Raw genomic sequence first — 18771 nt, 5'->3', positions numbered from 1 at the left:
CTGTGATTGCGTTTCTTATATTACAATTCGGCAAAAAAATACATTTTTTCATTGACTATTTTTTTACAACAGGGGATTATTAGAGATAGTATAATTTACCTTGTAATATTGTGGTTATTCGTACGTTCGGTGATAGACATAAATGGAGTGGGAGTGAAAGGGTTGCTGTTCAATACGTATGTTTTTATTTTTGCATTCTGGCCGATTTCGGTAGGAATATACTTCTTACTTAACCGTCTTCGGTATGTTACTGCTGCGAAGTTATCATTAGTACTTGCCTCGTTGTTCTTTTACAGTTGGTGGAACATTAGTTATCTTCCTTTGATTCTTGGATCGATTGCATTTAACTATATCGTTGGGCGGCTACTTCAAGTAGCAGTGCACGGTGATCATAATGTAGCCATAGACGAAGAACAGAAGGACCAACGGTCTAAGCGAAAAGGGTTATTACATTCACCTAAAGCACTACTTATCATAGGACTTGTTGGGAACATTCTTTTACTGGGATATTATAAGTATACTGATTTCTTCTTGATCAACTTAACGGAAATAACCGGGCATACATTCCCATTACTGAAACTTATATTACCTTTAGGTATTAGCTTCTTTACATTTACACAGATTGCTTACTTAGTTGATGCTTACCGTGGTAAGACTCGCGAGTATAATCTCATGAGCTATATCTTGTTCGTTACGTTCTATCCGCATCTTATTGCTGGACCTATTCTTCATCACAGTGAGATGATGCCTCAATTCGATAGACTGCGTAATAAGCATTGGAACTGGAATAATGCCTCTAAGGGGATCTACATTTTTTGTATAGGATTGTTCAAAAAAGTCGTTATTGCGGACACGTTCGCCGAATTTGCAAATGACGGTTTCTCCTCGGCTCATCAATTTGTAGATACTTGGGTTGCAACGTTGTCGTATACATTACAATTGTACTTTGACTTTAGTGGATATACAGATATGGCGATCGGGGCTGCGCTCTTATTCAACATTGTATTACCACAGAATTTTAACTCGCCGTATAAGGCATTAAGTATTCAAGACTTCTGGCGCCGTTGGCATATGACGCTTAGTCGGTTCCTACGTGATTACATCTATTTCCCACTAGGCGGAAGCCGGCGCGGTGAACTAATTGCTATGCGAAATGTAATCATCACGTTCATTATAGGTGGATTCTGGCATGGTGCAGGCTGGACGTTCTTAATGTGGGAGTTCTTGCACGGAGCGGGACAAGCGGTTCATCGCATGTGGATGAAGGTAGGTAAACCTCTTCCCAAATGGTTCGCATGGCTCATAACGTTCATATTTATAAATATAGCATGGGTGTTCTTCCGTGCAGATAGTGTGACTCAAGCGTTACGTCTATTAAAAGGGATGGTAGGACTCAATGGACTTGATATGAGCTCACTTAAGACGCTTGCTCCAGCGGGACTATTTATTCTTATTTTCTTGCCTATCGTATTGTTTGCATCAAATTCGTCTGAGCGTGTCGAAGCGTTCCGACCAACTTGGAAGAAAGCTGTATTTATGGCTGTTCTCTTCGTTATTTCGTTACTTTATTTCAACCGAATTACAGAATTCCTGTACTTTAATTTCTAGCTGGAAGGGAGAAACACGTTGTGCAACATATAACACCAGTACCGGCGCCGGAATCTGCAAAGAATCAGGATGGACGATCCCGTAAAGACCAGCGTAAGCGCGTCACTGCCAAACAGAGTAGGAAAGTACTTATCCAGTTTGCTGTTTCAGCCATCATTATGGCATCTTTAGTTGCCTTACTTACTGTAGTTCTTGACCCACTGCAGTTCTACCATAAATCTTTTTACCCAGCAATCTATTCGAATGAACAACGTTACCAGAATCCGGGATTGGCTAAGAACTATGACTATGACACGATTATTATCGGAACCTCGATGACGGAGAACTTCCTTCCTTCAGAGGTGGATGAAGCTTTAGGTGGTAAAACACTGAAGTTGTCCGTTCGTGGGTCAACAGCTGATGAACACAATGCGATTGCGAGCATTGCGCTCAAGACAGGTAAAGTGAAGAAGGTATTATGGGGTCTTGATTATTTCTCTCTCAAAATGGGGAGTAAAGAAGAAATAGACAACCCAACGTATCTTTATGACGATAAATGGTGGAATGATTATAAATATTGGTTCAACTACTCCATTTATCAAGATCTATTTAAGGAAGCTGTATTAAGACCGTTACGAGGGTTACAACCAAGACAATTGGAATACTTATATAACTGGAATAGAGAAGTCACCTTTGGTGCGAAGAAGGTTGCAGATGTGTATAAATCATCACGTGCTGGCGAGGCGTACTTTGGTTTAAATGAGGAACCGATTGAGACGATCAAAGAGGCGTTTAATGAACATATTTTAGCGCTTGTTGAGAAATATCCTGATGTTGAATTTGATTTCTACTATCCTCCATACAGTGTTCTAAGACAGAAAGTATGGCAGGACACCAATAACAAACGGTACCTCAATCAACTTGAAATGAAAGAGTGGATGTTCCAGCAATTCGATAAATTGCCTAATGTCCATGTGTATGACTTCCAAGAAGAGTCTGAGTGGACGTATAATCTCGATTTATACAAAGATTTATCGCATCATAACCAAGATGTAAATAGCTGGATTGCTCAAGCGATTGGTCGAGAAGATTCTAAATATAAGATGACACAAGATAACGTTGAGCAATTTAAGATCCAAATGGAGAAACAGCTTCAGATGGTTATGGTGACTAGTAAGTACGTCGTTGTTAATGCGGAAGTTTCTTTAAAAGAGGGCAGCCAAACAAAACCTCTTACATTCACGTCCCTAAGCGCAACGGATGATGACAAAGATATCTTCGTACCTGTGAAAGAAGCGACAGCTGCATTGGGTGCGGAGATGGTGTGGGATCAGGCCGCGAAGTCGATGACGTTCAAACGTGGTAATCAGGATGTTGTGATATACGTTGGAAAGACAGAAGCTAAGACGACAAGCGGATCGAAGGATATTACGTATGCACCCAGGTTAATCGATGGTACAACGATGATTCCTTTAGCATCGGTGGGAGCACTATTCGGTTTCGAGGCGACATTAGAGCAACCAAGTGATCGGATTATTCGAATGACGTTATCTTCTTTACAATAGAACGTGATCTCGATCGTTAGAGGTTAGCAGATGGAATGTAGAGGTATGCAACAAAGACCCTAGCAGTTGTGCTAGGGTCTTTGTATCGTGGACGGATAGGGGGGGGATTTTGAAACAAGGTACATGAAATGAGTTATAATATGATTATTATAGTAGGAAGTATAGGAGATACGCTGAAATGAATGAATCAATCAAGTTCCCCCTTATTTCAGGACATCCTTCACTTGATTTGGTGAATACTGAACTCATTCGCCGTGGGCAACGTCATGATTTATTGAGTACTGAAGGAGACCTGCTGGACTGGCTAAGCTGTATGCAAGAGAGCAGTCTTGCTTGGAACGAAGAATTGATCGCTAAGACGAAAGTTGAAATAAGACAAGTGTTGCTATCTTTACGTGACCTTCGGGGCACTCTGAGAGAGCAATTTGAAGCAATTGCGGACGGACAACGTATCACGGATTCATTTATCGCGTTGTTAGAACAATATATCGAAGAAGCTCCATACACTTATAAGTTACGGGATCAACTGCTCATTGCTGTTCCTGTGGGCAAGATTGAGAATACTCTGAAATCGTTGATCGCACTAGATATTTTAACCTTAATTAGTGAGAATAAGCTATATACGTTAAAGCGATGCTCCAATCCAGAATGCGTACTTTTATTTATGGATGAGAGCGGAAGACGTAAATGGTGCTCCATGAAGATATGTGGGAACCGAAAGAAAGTGGCTCGGTATGAACAACGCAAGACGGAAGAAGATTAAAGAATCTACTCCTTTGAGAGTGGGTTCTTTTTTTTACCTCCCATAACTAACCATATAAATACAAATTGACAGGTTAGTATATTTGGAGTAAGGTAAAAGAAAAGAATGAGAATGAGGGATACCATGGAGTCTGCGTCAGTCACGAGCAAAAAAGAAGCACAACCTGTGCATGTACGTTATTTTTCTAAAATGCGTGGAAGAGGGAGGAGTTCTCTACAAGTCAATGTGAAGGATACCTTGACTGGGTTCGTAGGTGGTTTTATTACGATATCTGCGCTCGTCCTCCTAACAAATATGACTTCATCCGTATGGTTGATGGCTCCATTTGGTGCCAGTTGTGTCTTAGCATTTGGAATGTGGAATGCACCATTATCTCAGCCTAGGAATATTATTGGAGGTCATCTCATATCAACGTTTGTTGGCCTAGCGACATATACGATGTTCGGTAACGCGCCTTGGGTGATTGGCTTGGCGGTTGGTTTAGCTATTGCGCTCATGATGCTGACCAAGACAACACATCCACCGGCTGGAGCTGACCCACTCATTGTTATACTTGGTGCTTATAGTTGGAGTTATTTAATCACGCCAGTGTTGCTCGGTTCGTTAATCATTGTGTTCTTCGCGTTGATCTTGAATAATTTACGTAGTAACCGACAATATCCAACTTTTTGGATATGATATGAGTCTGTCCTAATGTTTGGCTATGGTTATGTTATGGAGTGAATGTAGCAAAATATCGAATTAACTTTAAAACACCGAGTAGGTGTTTTTTTATTATTTCTGAGACTTAAAGTGTGAGTTCAAAAAGTCAGATTTTCAGCACCGAGTTGATGCTTACGATGCTGCGTTTCTTTGAAACGCTTCAGAAGGTTGGATGAAGTAAGGGAGTGATGCGTCGAGGACAGAGTCTTGTAGTCTGGGCGATTAACGAAGGTCGTCAGGCTGCTCGTGAGGTCGATTGTTATCTCATGAGAAGTAGTACTTTGCCATGATAGGGTATAAGTTGGGGCACCTTAATAGGCTAGTTATGGCGTGTGAATAACGAGTAACGGGTCAAACATGGTGCCTATGGTATGACATCATAGGAGCGGGAATATCATTTATTTATAATAAGAGCAGTTGCTACAGAGATTCTCTCCGTAATAACTGCTTTTTGGATCGCATGCAGGAAATATACGTCAAACAAATCTTGACAAATGAACGTGAATATTAGGAAGATGTATCTAGAAACTGCCAAAGATTAGAATACGAGGTGGATACAGATCCAATGTTAGAGAACATTGATGGTTATGTGATAGATCTAGATGGAACGGTGTATAAAGGAAAACAGGTTATCGACGGGGTAATGGATAGCATTGCTTATATAAGGTCCATCGGCAAACGCGTAGTATTCTTGAGTAATCGTGGCAATATATCGAGACATATGTGCCATGATAAATTGGTCGGGATGGGCATCGATGTTAGGGAAGAAGAAATCCTGCTGACTTCCACTGTAACGGCCACCTATTTAAGAAACCATGCTGAAGGCGCTCAGGTATGGGTATTGGGTGAACAAGGATTGCGAGATGAGTTAGTCCTTGCTGGGCTTATGTTAGCAGAGAAACCAGAAGAGACAGAATGGCTTGTCATTACGTTACATGAGACGCTTACCTATAAGGAATTAAATGAAGCTTTTAGGGCTGTAAGGCATGGCGCTCGGATGATTGCTACGAATGCAGATAAGACTTTCCCAGGAGATGAAGGGGATTCCATTGATGTTGCAGGCATGATCGGTGCGCTAGAGTATACGACGGATCAGAAGGTGGAGGTTGTGATAGGCAAACCTTCCATTTTGATGGCAGAAGCGGCACTTGAAGTTCTGGGTCTTCCAGCTGAACGATGTATGATGATTGGTGATAGTCTAGTGTCCGATATTGGACTCGGTAAGAATGCTGGTATGATAACAACACTCGTATTGACTGGTTCCGTAAGTAGGGAAGAAGCGGAATTGAGTGATGTCCAACCGGATTACATATGGAATTCACTAAGCGATTTGAAAGAGATACTGGAATCAGAAACAGTTCCAAAGTAAGCATAAGCTTACAACACACAGAAATAGGAGTAGGAAGAGGAATAGGAGGGATAAATCAATGATACAACCATACTCATCAGATCATTGTATACGTAACGAAAGAGAGGCAGGAATAGCCTTACTAGCAGATCAATTAGCTATAAAATTTGCAGAACGTGCATCGAAACATGACAGAGATGGTTCATTTCCCTTTGATAATTTTGTAGACTTACGAGATTCTAGATATCTGAAACTAACGGTACCGAAGAAATATGGTGGGGAAGAATTATCCCTATATGAAATGTTACTAGCACAGGAGAGAATTGCACGTGGAGACGGTTCTACGGCGCTAGCTGTCGGTTGGCATATGGCACTTATTCTCAGTCTTAGATATACGAATCGTTGGTCTGAAGACTTGTTCTCACGTTTCAGTGCTGAAGTGGTGAAAGACGGAGCTATCATTAATCATTTTGCTAGTGAGCTGGCAACGGGAAGTCCAACCCGTGGCGGTAAACCTCAGACTACAGCCGCTAAAGTAGTGGGTGGTTGGTCCATTAGTGGACGTAAAACGTACAGTACGTTAAGCCCGATTGTAGAGCATTTTACGATTTCAGCAGGGATTGAGGGTAATGATGAGGTTGGTGAGTTTTTTGTTCGAAAGGGTCCTGGATTTAGCTTGGTAGAGACTTGGGATACACTAGGTATGCGTGCCACAGGCAGTCATGACGTTATTCTAGATAACGTATTTGTTCCTGACGAAGAAGTCATTAGCTTGTCTGGTCTAGAGAAGCAACGTCAAGTGACGGATGATGGCAGCGGATCACTTATGCATATTCCTGCATGTTATATCGGTATCGCTTATGCAGCTCGTTCCTTTGCAATCGATTTCGCTAAGAACTACAAGCCGAACAGTCTGCCAGGACCCATTGCGGATCTTCCACGTATTCAGCAACAGATTGGGGAGATGGAAGCTGATCTGATTACGGCACGTACACTGCTCTATTCCATAGCTGATCGATGGGATCGAGATCCTGATGGAAGAGTGGCTCTGAAGCCTGATCTTGGTCTTGCTAAATACATTGCAACCAATCATGCCCTACGTATCGTAGACAAAGCCATGCGTATCGTTGGAGCGACGAGTCTTTCACGTAACCTCCCATTAGAGAGAATGTATCGTGATGTACGTGCGGGGCTCCATAACCCCCCAATGGACGATGTTGTCCTTCAGAACTTAGCTAAACGTGCGATTCAAGAATAGCACAATTAAATTTCTCGTAAAAGAAACGGTTATCGTCCTTGAACAAGAGGGCGGCAGAGCCGTTTCTTTTTTAAATATATATGCAAACCATTTTTTCATTTTAAAATCCCCCCAATGATAGAATCCATCAAGGAAGATTACTATTTATGACGTATGATGTTTTTAAATATTATATTGGAAGATTGGGTGACTTCAGGTTCGGGTAATCATTTTGTAGTAAAATGAAGATAATGGTAATTTAATAGAAGGGGACTTAGATCGAAGTATAGGAACTTAGTAGGAAAAAATCATGTAAATGCTCGAATTCCTAATGTTTTTGTCTCCATTTGCCGATATTTGAAGTAACTATACTAATCTAAAATGAGAACTGGAGGGAATTAACATTGATTATTAGATTCAAACAATCTTTCATTATGACATTAATCCTAATTGTAAGTTTGGCTAGTGCGGGGACGTCTTGGGCAGCTGAAACTCCGACAGTGGTATTGGAGAAACTTATTCTTTCTAAGAATGAAATATCTGTTGAAAATGGGACACAGGCAACAGTTACTGTAGCGGCTCTTAGCAGTGATGCTACAAAGAAAGATGTAACAGAATTAACGAAATGGACCAATCCTGATGATACGATTGCAACGATATATAACGGTAAGATTGTTGCTAAGAAGGAAGGTACCATCACAGTCATTGCTAATTACGGAAATAAGACAGAAGAACTTAAAATTATTGTAACCAAACAGGTGAAATCTTTAACGAAGAGTGTAAATAGTCTTGAGCTTCGTAAAGGGAAAACGGGAAGCATTAAATTAAAAGCAAATTATACGGATAATTCTACACCTGAGGACGTTACGGTTAAAGCCGATTGGTCTTCTAATAATGAGACCATCGCGACAGTTGTAGATGGTGAAGTTACGGCACATAGTGCAGGAACAGCTACGATTACAGCTACTTACGGCAAACAGACGGTTACCGTAGAAGTGAATGTTGAAATTGTGTCCCGACTTGATCTTAGTGTGGATCAGCTGTCTTTATTGTTAAAGGAATCCCAACCGGTAACATTAACAGCGACGTATCCGAATGGGGAAGCGACGGATGTACCTACCGACGTAACTAAAGATGCGGTATGGACAACGAGCAATAAGAAGGTTGCAGATGTCGTTAAAGGTGTGGTTACTGCCTACGGGGCAGGAACAGCAACCATTACAGCTAGTTACGGAACGGAATCAATCAAACTTGATGTTGATGTTGATACGACTCGTAAATTGGTAGTTAGTAATCAGAATGTTTACTTAAGTCTTGATAAAGCGACAGGTAAGTTACAGGAAACACTCAAATTAGAGGCTGTATATCCTGATAATAAGAACGTCGATGTCACAAGTCTTGCAACATGGACTTCTAGCAATACTGCAGTCGCTTATGTTAACAAAGGAACAATCTCTGCTGAAGGATCTGGATCAGCAACGATTACTGCGAAATATGGGGATAAAACTGTAACGGTTAAGGTAGATGTTGATATTGCGCGCCACCTGGAACTTATTGAAAAAGTGGGAATGAGTGTTGGACAAAGTAAGGATTTGGAGCTTAATGCTTCTTACGCTGATGTCACTGGCAAAACAAATGTGGCTGATAAGGCTGTATGGAGTTCTAGTGATGAGTCTATCGTCTATGTATCAAAGGGTAAGATTTCAGCTTATAAAATGGGTGAAGCTACGATTACTGCCACGTATGGTGGAGTTACTGTAAAGACGAAGGTTAGTGTAGATGTTCCGATCTCTATATCACTGAGTACCAAAACAGTAGATATCAAAGAAGAGAAATCATATGCGGCGACGCTTGATGCAGTGTATGACATTAAAGATGCAACAAAGAATGTTAATTTGACAAGCAAAGCAGAATGGAGCACCAGTGATGAGAAAGTTGCTGAAGTAAACAGTGATGGCGTAATCAAAGGAGTTGCTAAAGGAACAGCTACGATTACTGCTTTGTATAACAAGACGAAATACACGTTGAAAGTAAACGTTGGATTGGTAAGCGTGCTTGAAGCAGATACACAACTTATTATACTAAGCTCTGTAGCTGATGTGGACAGTAAGATAGGGAAGACTAAAACTATCGTACTCAAGGCAAAGAGCTCAGCTGGTCTGAACGAGGAGATCTTGGCAACAGATGTGACTTGGAAGTCAAGTAATCCATCTGTAGCGGGAGTGTCAGATGGTAAAGTAACAGGGTATACCAAAGGTAAAGCTACAATTACTGCTGAATATGGCGGTCAGAAAGTGACTGTTTCGGTTGAAGTGGATATGATTCAAAGCATCGAAGCGACACATCATTCTGTTGATTTGAAAACAGGATTGAATGGACCGAAAGAGCAGCAGGTTAAAGTTACGGCTACATTCAGTGATGGAACAGCGATCGATGTCACGAATTCAGCTGAATGGAAGACTTCCAGTTATAAAATTGCAACAGTGAATAAAGGGAAAATAACGGCTGTAGCATATGGTAAAACAAAAGTTACCGTTAAATATGCAGGTAAAACGCTAAGTATTCCAGTAGAAGTAGATATGTTGAAATATTTACAGACGAATGAAGTTAGCCTGAAGATGAAAGTTAAAGATGAGGTTCAGATTACTGCAACAGCGACTTACGTTGATGGAAGCGAAGATAACGTATCTAAAGCAGCGTTATGGACTTCATCGAAGATCCTAGCAGCTACTGTGAAAGATGGTAAGATCAAAGCTACCGGAAAAGGGAAAGCAACGATCACCATTAGTTATGGCGGTAAGAAAACAAAAGTGATGGTTGTTGTAGAATAGTTCTAGTCAACAACGTATCAAGCGAACAAATAAAGAGTGGGCATCTGTTAAATACAGATGCCCACTCTTCTTGTTTATTTGCATAGAGAATATTTACATGTTCATTACTCGACATTCTCTACGTTAAATACGGGGATAGACGTTAACTCATCTTGTATATAAGTATCTTCATATCCTTTGAGGGTACCTGTTAACGTAACGTTACCCTCATAGAAGTTGAAGGTACCGGTAAGTTTGACGTAAGTGTCCCCCATCATAGCAAAGGCTTCACTATATCCAGGTTGGATGATTGTTGTGGTGAACTTAACCTTCCCATTAGGGTGTGAGAGGAGATCTTCCACGGCAATATCAATGAAATCTTGTTGTACACCAACAAATTGATAACTATCCCCGGTACGTTGGAACATGGCTACTTGCCCTACACCTTCTTCGGAGTCTGGATTCATCATGATCAACATTCCGCTAGAATCGACTTGGAATCCATCGGCATTTAGTTGAAACAGGGTGACCATAGTATCGGATTGTACCTCAATGGCTGTATAAAGGGCTTGTCGAGTAGAAGAATCTCCTTTAATAAGGATGACAGGGAGGTCCTTGGTACTCAGTGAACTCTCAATGGAAATGTCTTGGATCAATCCACCTTGTTGCAAATCTTGGCTTGTCAGCACCTTTATATTGTTCTCACTGTCGAGTGTTCCGTAGTAAACGATATTCTGATCATCCGTTCCAATCACGTATACTAAAGCCCCATAACGTTTACTTCCACTACTAACATGCTTAAATACGCGTGTAGCATCACCGTTTTGTAGGATACGGATCGGATCATGGATATTCCATGCGAGCTGAGCATCCTTCACTTCAAGGCTAGTATCCTTGAATTCTTTAATCCCGTTGTAGATGGCAAAGGCTTTCTCGAACTCTGCCTTAATTACGTTGCGCTTAGCAGCCTTCATCCAGGTACTTATTTGTTTATTGATGAAAGTCTCCACAGATGACTTGAAAGATACCGTGTGGACAAAGCCGATGTAGCTCTTAGCATGAGTAGCAAAGATTGAATAACTTTCTTTCTTCGCATCATTCTCTAAGAATGTTCTCACAAGAGCTTCGGATTGATTCGTAATCCATGTCGCTTGTACATCATTGGACTTATAGAGTTTGAGCATCGCTGCGGATTCATCTAATAGTGCTTGGAATTGGCCACTTGCAGCCATACGGGCCATTTTCCGATTATCATAGGCTGTGAATTTGTCATAGAGTTCAGATCTCTTTTGTTTCTCATCTCCGAAGAATACGTCCGGTATCGCTAATAAATTCCACTTGAAAGACTCATCAGTATATTGATTGTCATCTAGATTATGTTGCATTTGTTCTAAAAAGCTTTTTTTAAAGAGTTGGTAGTAACTTATGAAGTCCCCAGAAATGTCATATTTAGCAGATAACTGGCGATAATAGGGTTCATAAGGGTTATTTCCATTCATATAAATGCCTCGAACATCTTGTAAACTACGATACACCGTCATGAGTTGTTCGAAATCTTGATCATCGGAAGCCTTCTCAGCTAGTTGATCGATATCTCGAAGTTTGGCATTGATCTCCGTGATAGGTGCCAACTCCTGTAATCGGGAGGAAATCAGACTTTCTTTATAATGAATCGAATGGTTGCGATGAGCTTTCTCATACAAGGATTCCGCCTCAATTAAGTCTTTAAGAACATACAGGCGATCAGCCTCTGTTAGTGTAGTAATCTTCTGGTGGATGTTATAACCTTTCATACCAATGAGAATCAACATAGATGCACAACAACATATTAAAAGATTTCGCAGGGTTAGCATTCTTAATATCGTCATAGTCTTATAACCTCTTTAACTTATCTATTGAAAATCGGAATCCCATTCATATAGTTCACGACGGATTACAGCTACTTCTTCAGCTAGATTGCCCCAATAGGACTCTGGATGCTGTTGAATCATTCGGTATAATCGTAAGAATCGATCTTTGGGAATGTTGCGGGCATAACGTCGAATGAACTCGGGGTAAGCCTCCACATACTTTTTCAATCGAATAGCTGCTCCAGCGACACTTGAGAGAATTTCAACACCGTTCTCCATTTCCAGTATATGAGCTTCATAGGCTAGAATATAACGAATGGAGCTATTCTTGATGAGTTCGCGCTGAACCTTAGCAACTTCACCAATGTAGGCTGCGAGATCCGTATCGAAGCTGTCTATGAGTAGTGGTTCTACCCTTAGATCCATATCTTTACGCAGTACAAAAGATTGAAGGAGTACGACCTGTTGCAGACGGATTTTGTCATTCTGAACGAGTGTACTGATCTCCCGCAACATTTCATACGTTAGGAGTTCGTCGTCTTTCAAGGCAGCTACCGCAAGCTTTCGATTACGCTTGATATCCTCTATGATACGTGGCTGTTCTTGTTCGAATAGCGTCTCCATTTCTGAAGGAACTTCAAAAGGCAACATTCTTCTTTGAACGAACCACAGCAAAGCGATGAGTAAGATGGCAGCTGCAGCACTAAGGATCATTTGTAGGAAGGACTGACCGAAATAAACACCCACTAAACCAATGAACAATGCTATTAGTCTTTCATTGAGCATGGTACGCTTAACCTTAGAGGTTACCCGCTGAGGGATAGAGACAAGTGTAGCCTTACCACACTGACTGCATTCAGTTTCCCAAAGGACAGTGAAATGCTGGCAATGTCGGCACACCCTCAACTTTTCATAAGCATAACGCGTCTTAATATAGGGTTTAAAAGTAACGGCTCTTTTTTTAGTCATGGCGATCACTCTTTGGATTGATTAGGGATAGCAGTTTGAGATCTAACTCATCTAAAGAGGGGGTGTGTTTACGGTGTTTCATATAAATAGCCGATTTGACAGCAACAAAAAGAATCAAAATGGCCAAGCAAACGTATGTAATCATATCAGTTTCCTTTCTTGGATCGGTATGCGGCATTTTTCCTTGATACATTGAAGTTTTAAGGTTTTAATTATATCATAACATCATACTAATGGTAGAATTTAGCTTATGTAGGGACATCATCCATTCGTGTATTGATATTATTTTAATACTTCTTAAGGATCTACTAAGAGATTCTTAAGACTTTTCACCTAGAGTGGAATAGATGAGCCTTCACTTTCGTAATTCATCTCATAAAAAAAGGGGTACAACTATGCTTCGAAGAAACCAACTCACACTCCGTATACTGGTGGTTATATCGTTATTGTTACTTCCATCTTCTTACGTATTCAGAATACAGGAAGTTGCAGCTGCACAACAGTCTTCACAAATTGATGCCATGTTAGTCGTGGATGCAAGTAATTCCATGAAGAAAAGCGATCCCAATAAGATCGGTAACGAAGCAATGAAAATGTTCATTGATATGTTATCCGTCAAAGGTGACAAGGTCGGAATCATATCGTATACAGACCAGATCCAGCGAGAGAAAGCACTGCTTGAGATTCAATCTGCCGCAGACAAAGAAGATTTGAAGAATTTCATTGACCAGCTCGATCGGGGTGCATATACCGATACCGCTATAGGGATAAGAGAGGCTGTGAAAGTTCTACAACAGGGATCTGATCCCACACATGAACCCATGATCGTATTGCTAGCCGATGGTAACAATGATCTGAATGAGGCAACAGGTCGAACAGAGAAGCAATCAGCACAAGAGTTAGACCAAGCTATCGCAGATGCGAATAAAAAAGGTATTCCGGTATATACGATTGGTCTGAATGCCGACGGAAAATTAAATAAAGATGCATTAGCCGATATTTCAAAGAAAACCGGCGGTAAAGCATTCTCGACCAATACTGCGGATGATTTGCCACAAATATTAAGTGAAATCTTCGCCAGTCATCTGAAACTTAAGATTGTACCTATCCAGTCGATGACTGGGAATGGAAACTTCCAAGAGGTTACCATTAATGTGCCCAATGCGAATGTGCTAGAAGCGAACATCTCTATCATGTCAGCACAGCCAGTCGAGGTCAAATTAACAGACCCGACAGGAGCAGTTAAGCAGATTCCTGCAAATGACATTCTTTACTCGAAATCTAAAAGCTACTCGTTACTCAAGCTGATCACCCCAACAAAGGGAGATTGGAAGCTTCAAGTGAAAGGTGTAGCCAAGGATAAAATCGATATTAATCTAGTGTTTAACTATGATATTGAGCTTACGATGGATCCTCTTCCAAGTAGTACGTATAAGAAGGGTGACAAGATCGATATCGTCTCATATTTAACAAGTAATGGTCAAAAGTTACAAAATAGTACACTTTATCAGAATATGAATGCTAAGCTAGTTGTGAAAGATTTGGATAGTGGTGATACGAAAGAAGTACTATTAACTAACCCAGGTGACCGTTTCACAGGTACCTATAAGATCGCAGATGAGCATGATTATGAGCTCACAGTGATAGCGGAGGATAGCAGTCTTTATCGGGAGACAGAGGTCGTAAAGATTAGTGCCAAGCCCGGTGGAGCAAGTGTAACTCCAACACCTAAGCCAACAACACCCGTAACAGATGAGAAGAAGGAAGGCTTCCCTATTCTACTTGTAGTGGGCGGCGTGATCGCACTTGCTGCGGTTCTTGCAGCAGCATACTTCATTCTATCGGCATATAAAAAGGCTAATAAAGGCTTCATTGGACAGATGGTCATTGAAATTCGAGATGAGAATACGGGGGAGAAGACGTATCCACAATATAAGAAGTTGAACGGATTCAAAGGTAAGATCACCCTTCATCAGCTGTTACAGCTTGCACCTGAACTGAAGGAGACGGAGAAGATCCTCTTCGTACCAAGTAAGAATGACCGAATTCTAATCAAGAACGGGTCAACGGTGAATATCGAGAAATCAGGGCGCGTGATTGATGCTATAAATGGTTTTGAATTAAAAGGCGGAGATCGTATCACGCTTTCCTTACAGAGTGTAGATAAGACGATAATGTTAGAGTATTTGGTGTAAGTATAGGATCAAAATGTTAATAGAGCTACAAACATTAGGCTTACGCATGTCCGCTACGATAACGGATTGTCCTTCCGATCGCTGTTGCCCTCCGATTTCCTGATTATATACCGCTTCAGCGGTAGAAATCAGAGGGCAAAGGCGAACGCTATCGCTTCTTCAGGACAATTCCGCCATCTTCGCTACTTCTGGGCAACCCAGTGTTTTCTGCAAAATTAAAAGATTCTGAGCCTAGACATAGATAGTTTTAGCATAAAACCAAAGGATGCTCACGAAGCCGAGTAGTACTTCGTGAAATCAAGATAATGCTTACGAAGCGAGCTTTACTTCGTAAAGCTTTTAGGAGGAACAACAATGAAACCAGTAGTTAGAGAACATATTCAACAATTAGACGTTTCATTAGGCGGAGGGATCGTCAGTGATAAGATCCGCGTGGATACGATTGATAATCCAATCCTTATTATTGGGCTTGGAGGTACGGGGATTGATGCGTTATTACGTCTGAAATATCAGATTAACCGTAGATTTAAGTTGCCAGAAGATCCGTTGTCCAAGAAGAAACGCGATAAGCCGGATAATGTGGAGTTTCTAGCTTTTGAGACGAATGAACAAGATCGTGGTAAGAAGTACAAAGGTGTAGGACTCGATCCTATCAATGAGTTCGTGTTGCTCTCTAACGCTGAGATTGGTGGGTTGCTACAGAATCGTAGTGTGCTTGAACCATATATTACCGATTGGTTGTCACCTGAGATGAGCATTACAGATGGGATGAATGGGGCTGCTGGGGTTCGCCAAGCAGGTCGATTACTGTTATTCACGAAGATCAATCAAGTCGTACAGGCAATAGACAAGAAGATTAAGACGTTATCCGTCGGCACCAATAAGAAACTTATGGTGTTCATGCTTACGGGATTAGCCGGAGGTACGGGTAGTGGTTGTTTCTTAGATATCGCGTACATTGTACGAGGTATTATTGAGCGCGACCATGGTTCCGCAGGGGTTGACCGTGTGAATACACTGGGGTATTTGTTTACGCCAGATATTAACTTATCCAACAAGAGCTTGAGTGAACATACACGTGAATATATTAAGAAGAATGGTTATGCCGCACTTAAAGAACTCGATTATTGGATGAACGTGGACAGTCGCGGTGAGCGATTCCAGCAGCGGTATGGCAATATTTTGACGGTAAATTCACCACTTCCACCGTTTAACCTCTGTCATCTGATTTCTGCGACCAATACCGAAGGCAAGTTACTAGAGAATGCTTATGACTACTGCATGAACGTAACGGCTGAGAACATTACGAACTTTATGGCTAGTGAAGAGAAAGCTTCAGGTGAAGAATTCGCTATCCATGACTATATAAGCAACATTAGTACGAATATCGCACAGATGAACAAGATGTATCCAGCGAACTATGATTATAATATTATCGGTGCTTCATCCGCTGTGTTACCGATTGAAGAGATGACGACGTACTTGGCATTCCGGTTATTTGGCAAAATGGAGAAGATGTTCGAGAAGGCTCCAAGTCAGGATGAAGTCGAGACATTTGCCCGTAAGCTTGGGATTGATCTAGACACAATGGTGAAGACCTTTGAATCCCGTGTGCCAGAGCCACTACCAGGATTTGAGAATAGTGAGCGCTTAAGTTATAGCAATGTGGTGAAGAATCAGGTTGTTAATATGGATACGGAGCTTGAACAGAATTTCTTGGCACGTGCACGAGAAGAGTACATTAAAGCGAAGAAGCAGTTGCCAGGTGAGATTGTAGGACAGTTCACGGAGCAGATTCGTCGTATTTTCCTACATCCTGAACAAGGACCATTCTTTGTATCACGCCTTATTTATACGGAAAAAGGATTCAGTTTGCTCAAAATGCTACTCTCCTATATCGAGACACTTCGTGAGAACTTACACCGTATTCCACGTGATATTGAAGCAGCAAGAGAGCAAGCTAATGAGAGACTTGGAGATGCCAAGAGTGCATTTGTCTCGAAAGATAAGAAGAAGAACATTTATATCGAAGCGAAGATTAATGAATACTGGCTTCAAGCTGATGTAGAACGTACAGAGCAGATGATTGAGTTCTATGAAGATCTTCATGAACTCTTGAACAATGAGAATACTCGCATTTATAACGTATATACAGAAATTTTGAACGCATTGAATGCTATCTTTGAGAAAAATGGTGAGATTCTGATTGAAGGTGACGAACAGTCCGATCATAAAGGTAACAAAACATACTATTGGAATCTTGTGAGTGTGCCGGATATTTCGAAAGTCATTGGTAAAATGATGGAAAGTAAAGATGTGGATGATCTCATTCGTGACTTTACACTTGAACTTTTGAATCATTCGAATCAATGGGTGAGGGAACAAGAAGTAGATATTGTAAGCTCTATTTCGGAGTTCCTAGGGGATAAATTCGGTGATTTGATCACGCAGTCGATGGAAGATTTCTTAATCATGAAATTCGGCCATGAAGAATCTATCGAGAAATTTGTGGAGCGTAATATCGCAAGTAAGCTAGATGAGGAAGCCGTGCCTGTATTCCATTTGAGTAATAGTTCCGGCAACTTATATTTCCCTTCATGGGGATTTGTGTCCGTCCCTGTTGGGGCGCCGAGCATTCTTAAGGGAATTCGTAACTATCAGGATAATTCCGTTGGCAAGTCTCATTTCACGATAAAAGAGAGCCAAGTGAAGAACCGTATTTTCTGGTTGAATACGAAGAACGGCGTACCGTTGTTCGTCTACACACCACTTAAAGTGTATGAAGAAAGTTATGAGCGGACGATTCTAGATAAAGAAGGCATAGGTCGCCACTTGGTACAGACTGACAAGGCCAACTGGACGTATCTTCCTTCACCAATCCCTGAGAGATCTTGGGGCGAGACGTATATGAACACACGTGTTCAATCCTATAATGCTCGTGTGCGTAATGAATTTGTTAAGGCATTGTCATTGAAGGTTATCGTGGAGAAAGACATCGATCAGAATACAAGTAATCGATTTACAGTTGTGACGACGCAGCCTTTCAGTCTGAGCGAACACCTTCGTGGCTTCGATCTTCAGCTGGATTCAGCTAAACCGAATCTTGGAGAAGTGAAACGTGCGCTGAACGAGTTGAAGCGTTTGCTATCACAGGGACTTGAGAAAGTATCTAGCAAAGATATCTTCGGTAGTATTTCTGAAGATTTAGCCAAAGAGAACTTGATTCGTACTCCTGAGCTAATCACACGTGTACGAGAAGAAACAGCTAAATACGATATGATTAGTACCAAGGCTACTGAATTCGAATTATTGTTGAATCAGCACCAAGTGGAAGAGAAATGGTTCGATCAATTTATTGAAGCGCTATACACGGAGACGATTACAAAAAAAGGTGCACTCTATGTCTATGATCGTGATCCAGAGGAAGAAGCTTGGGAACCTTTCGCTAATCTGATGAAGAGTCAGAATTATGTGGAGTTCGAGGTGTTCGGGCATTTCCTAGGACTGGATGAGAAGAGTAAGAGCACATTACTTCGTAAATCAGCACGCCGTGGTACGGAGCTAACAGCATCAGAAGACATCACATCATTGATAGCGAAGCTAGATGAATTGTATGAAACGTTCCTTAATGGTCGAGATCAATTGGAATATGAGAAGATTGAACTTGCGAATGGAGAAGAAACGTATCAATTCTACAAGCAGATGTTGTCTAAATTAAACGATATTCGTAGAAAGTTGAAATAAT

At 41.2% G+C, this 18771-nt stretch carries 11 protein-coding genes; 9 read left to right on the top strand and 2 right to left on the bottom strand.

Annotated features, from left to right (window positions below; all coding sequences use genetic code 11):
* The first annotated feature begins 162 nt into the window (after positions 1–162).
* From BW961_RS23420 to BW961_RS23390, 7 genes are all read left to right on the top strand, one after another.
* A complete protein-coding gene (locus tag BW961_RS23420; RefSeq protein WP_068592640.1) occupies positions 163–1608 on the top strand; it encodes an MBOAT family O-acyltransferase in 1446 nt (481 codons plus the stop codon).
* 20 nt (positions 1609–1628) lie between these two features.
* Positions 1629–3152, top strand: a complete 1524-nt coding sequence (locus tag BW961_RS23415; RefSeq protein WP_068592473.1) for a stalk domain-containing protein — start codon at positions 1629–1631, stop codon at positions 3150–3152.
* 178 nt (positions 3153–3330) lie between these two features.
* Positions 3331–3915, top strand: a complete 585-nt coding sequence (locus tag BW961_RS23410) for a CGNR zinc finger domain-containing protein (RefSeq protein WP_068592475.1) — start codon at positions 3331–3333, stop codon at positions 3913–3915.
* A gap of 123 nt (positions 3916–4038) precedes the next feature.
* On the top strand, positions 4039–4593 hold the full coding sequence (locus BW961_RS23405) for an HPP family protein (protein WP_068592477.1): 555 nt from the start codon (positions 4039–4041) through the stop codon (positions 4591–4593).
* A gap of 589 nt (positions 4594–5182) precedes the next feature.
* Positions 5183–5986 carry an HAD-IIA family hydrolase gene (locus BW961_RS23400; protein WP_068592478.1) on the top strand — a complete coding sequence of 268 codons (804 nt, stop codon included), beginning with the start codon at positions 5183–5185 and terminating at the stop codon, positions 5984–5986.
* Between the two features lie 58 nt (positions 5987–6044).
* Complete coding sequence (locus BW961_RS23395) at positions 6045–7223, top strand: acyl-CoA dehydrogenase family protein (protein WP_068592479.1); 1179 nt, start codon at positions 6045–6047, stop codon at positions 7221–7223.
* A 383-nt stretch (positions 7224–7606) separates the two neighbouring features.
* Positions 7607–10033, top strand: coding sequence for an Ig-like domain-containing protein (locus tag BW961_RS23390; protein WP_244556039.1), 2427 nt, complete (start codon positions 7607–7609; stop codon positions 10031–10033).
* A 104-nt stretch (positions 10034–10137) separates the two neighbouring features.
* Here BW961_RS23390 and BW961_RS23385 read toward each other — a convergent pair whose 3' ends face one another.
* Both BW961_RS23385 and BW961_RS23380 read right to left on the bottom strand, forming a co-directional pair.
* Positions 10138–11880: a hypothetical protein gene (locus tag BW961_RS23385; RefSeq protein WP_068592483.1), complete on the bottom strand. Its 1743-nt coding sequence runs from the start codon at positions 11878–11880 to the stop codon at positions 10138–10140.
* 24 nt (positions 11881–11904) lie between these two features.
* Positions 11905–12831, bottom strand: a complete 927-nt coding sequence (locus BW961_RS23380; RefSeq protein WP_068592484.1) for a hypothetical protein — start codon at positions 12829–12831, stop codon at positions 11905–11907.
* Between the two features lie 395 nt (positions 12832–13226).
* On the opposite strand from BW961_RS23380, the gene BW961_RS23375 reads away from it, so the two are divergent.
* On the top strand, positions 13227–15026 hold the full coding sequence (locus tag BW961_RS23375) for a vWA domain-containing protein (protein WP_068592486.1): 1800 nt from the start codon (positions 13227–13229) through the stop codon (positions 15024–15026).
* A 354-nt stretch (positions 15027–15380) separates the two neighbouring features.
* Entirely contained in the window at positions 15381–18770 is a 3390-nt protein-coding gene (locus BW961_RS23370; RefSeq protein ID WP_068592488.1) for a tubulin-like doman-containing protein, read from the top strand.
* Position 18771 lies beyond the last annotated feature (1 nt).

It is taken from the genome of Paenibacillus macquariensis, assembly GCF_900156375.1.
In the GTDB taxonomy this organism is placed as follows: Bacteria; Bacillota; Bacilli; order Paenibacillales; family Paenibacillaceae; genus Paenibacillus_AQ; species Paenibacillus_AQ macquariensis.
Note: the sequence above shows the minus strand (reverse complement) of the source record. Positions and strands in the feature narration are given on the sequence as shown.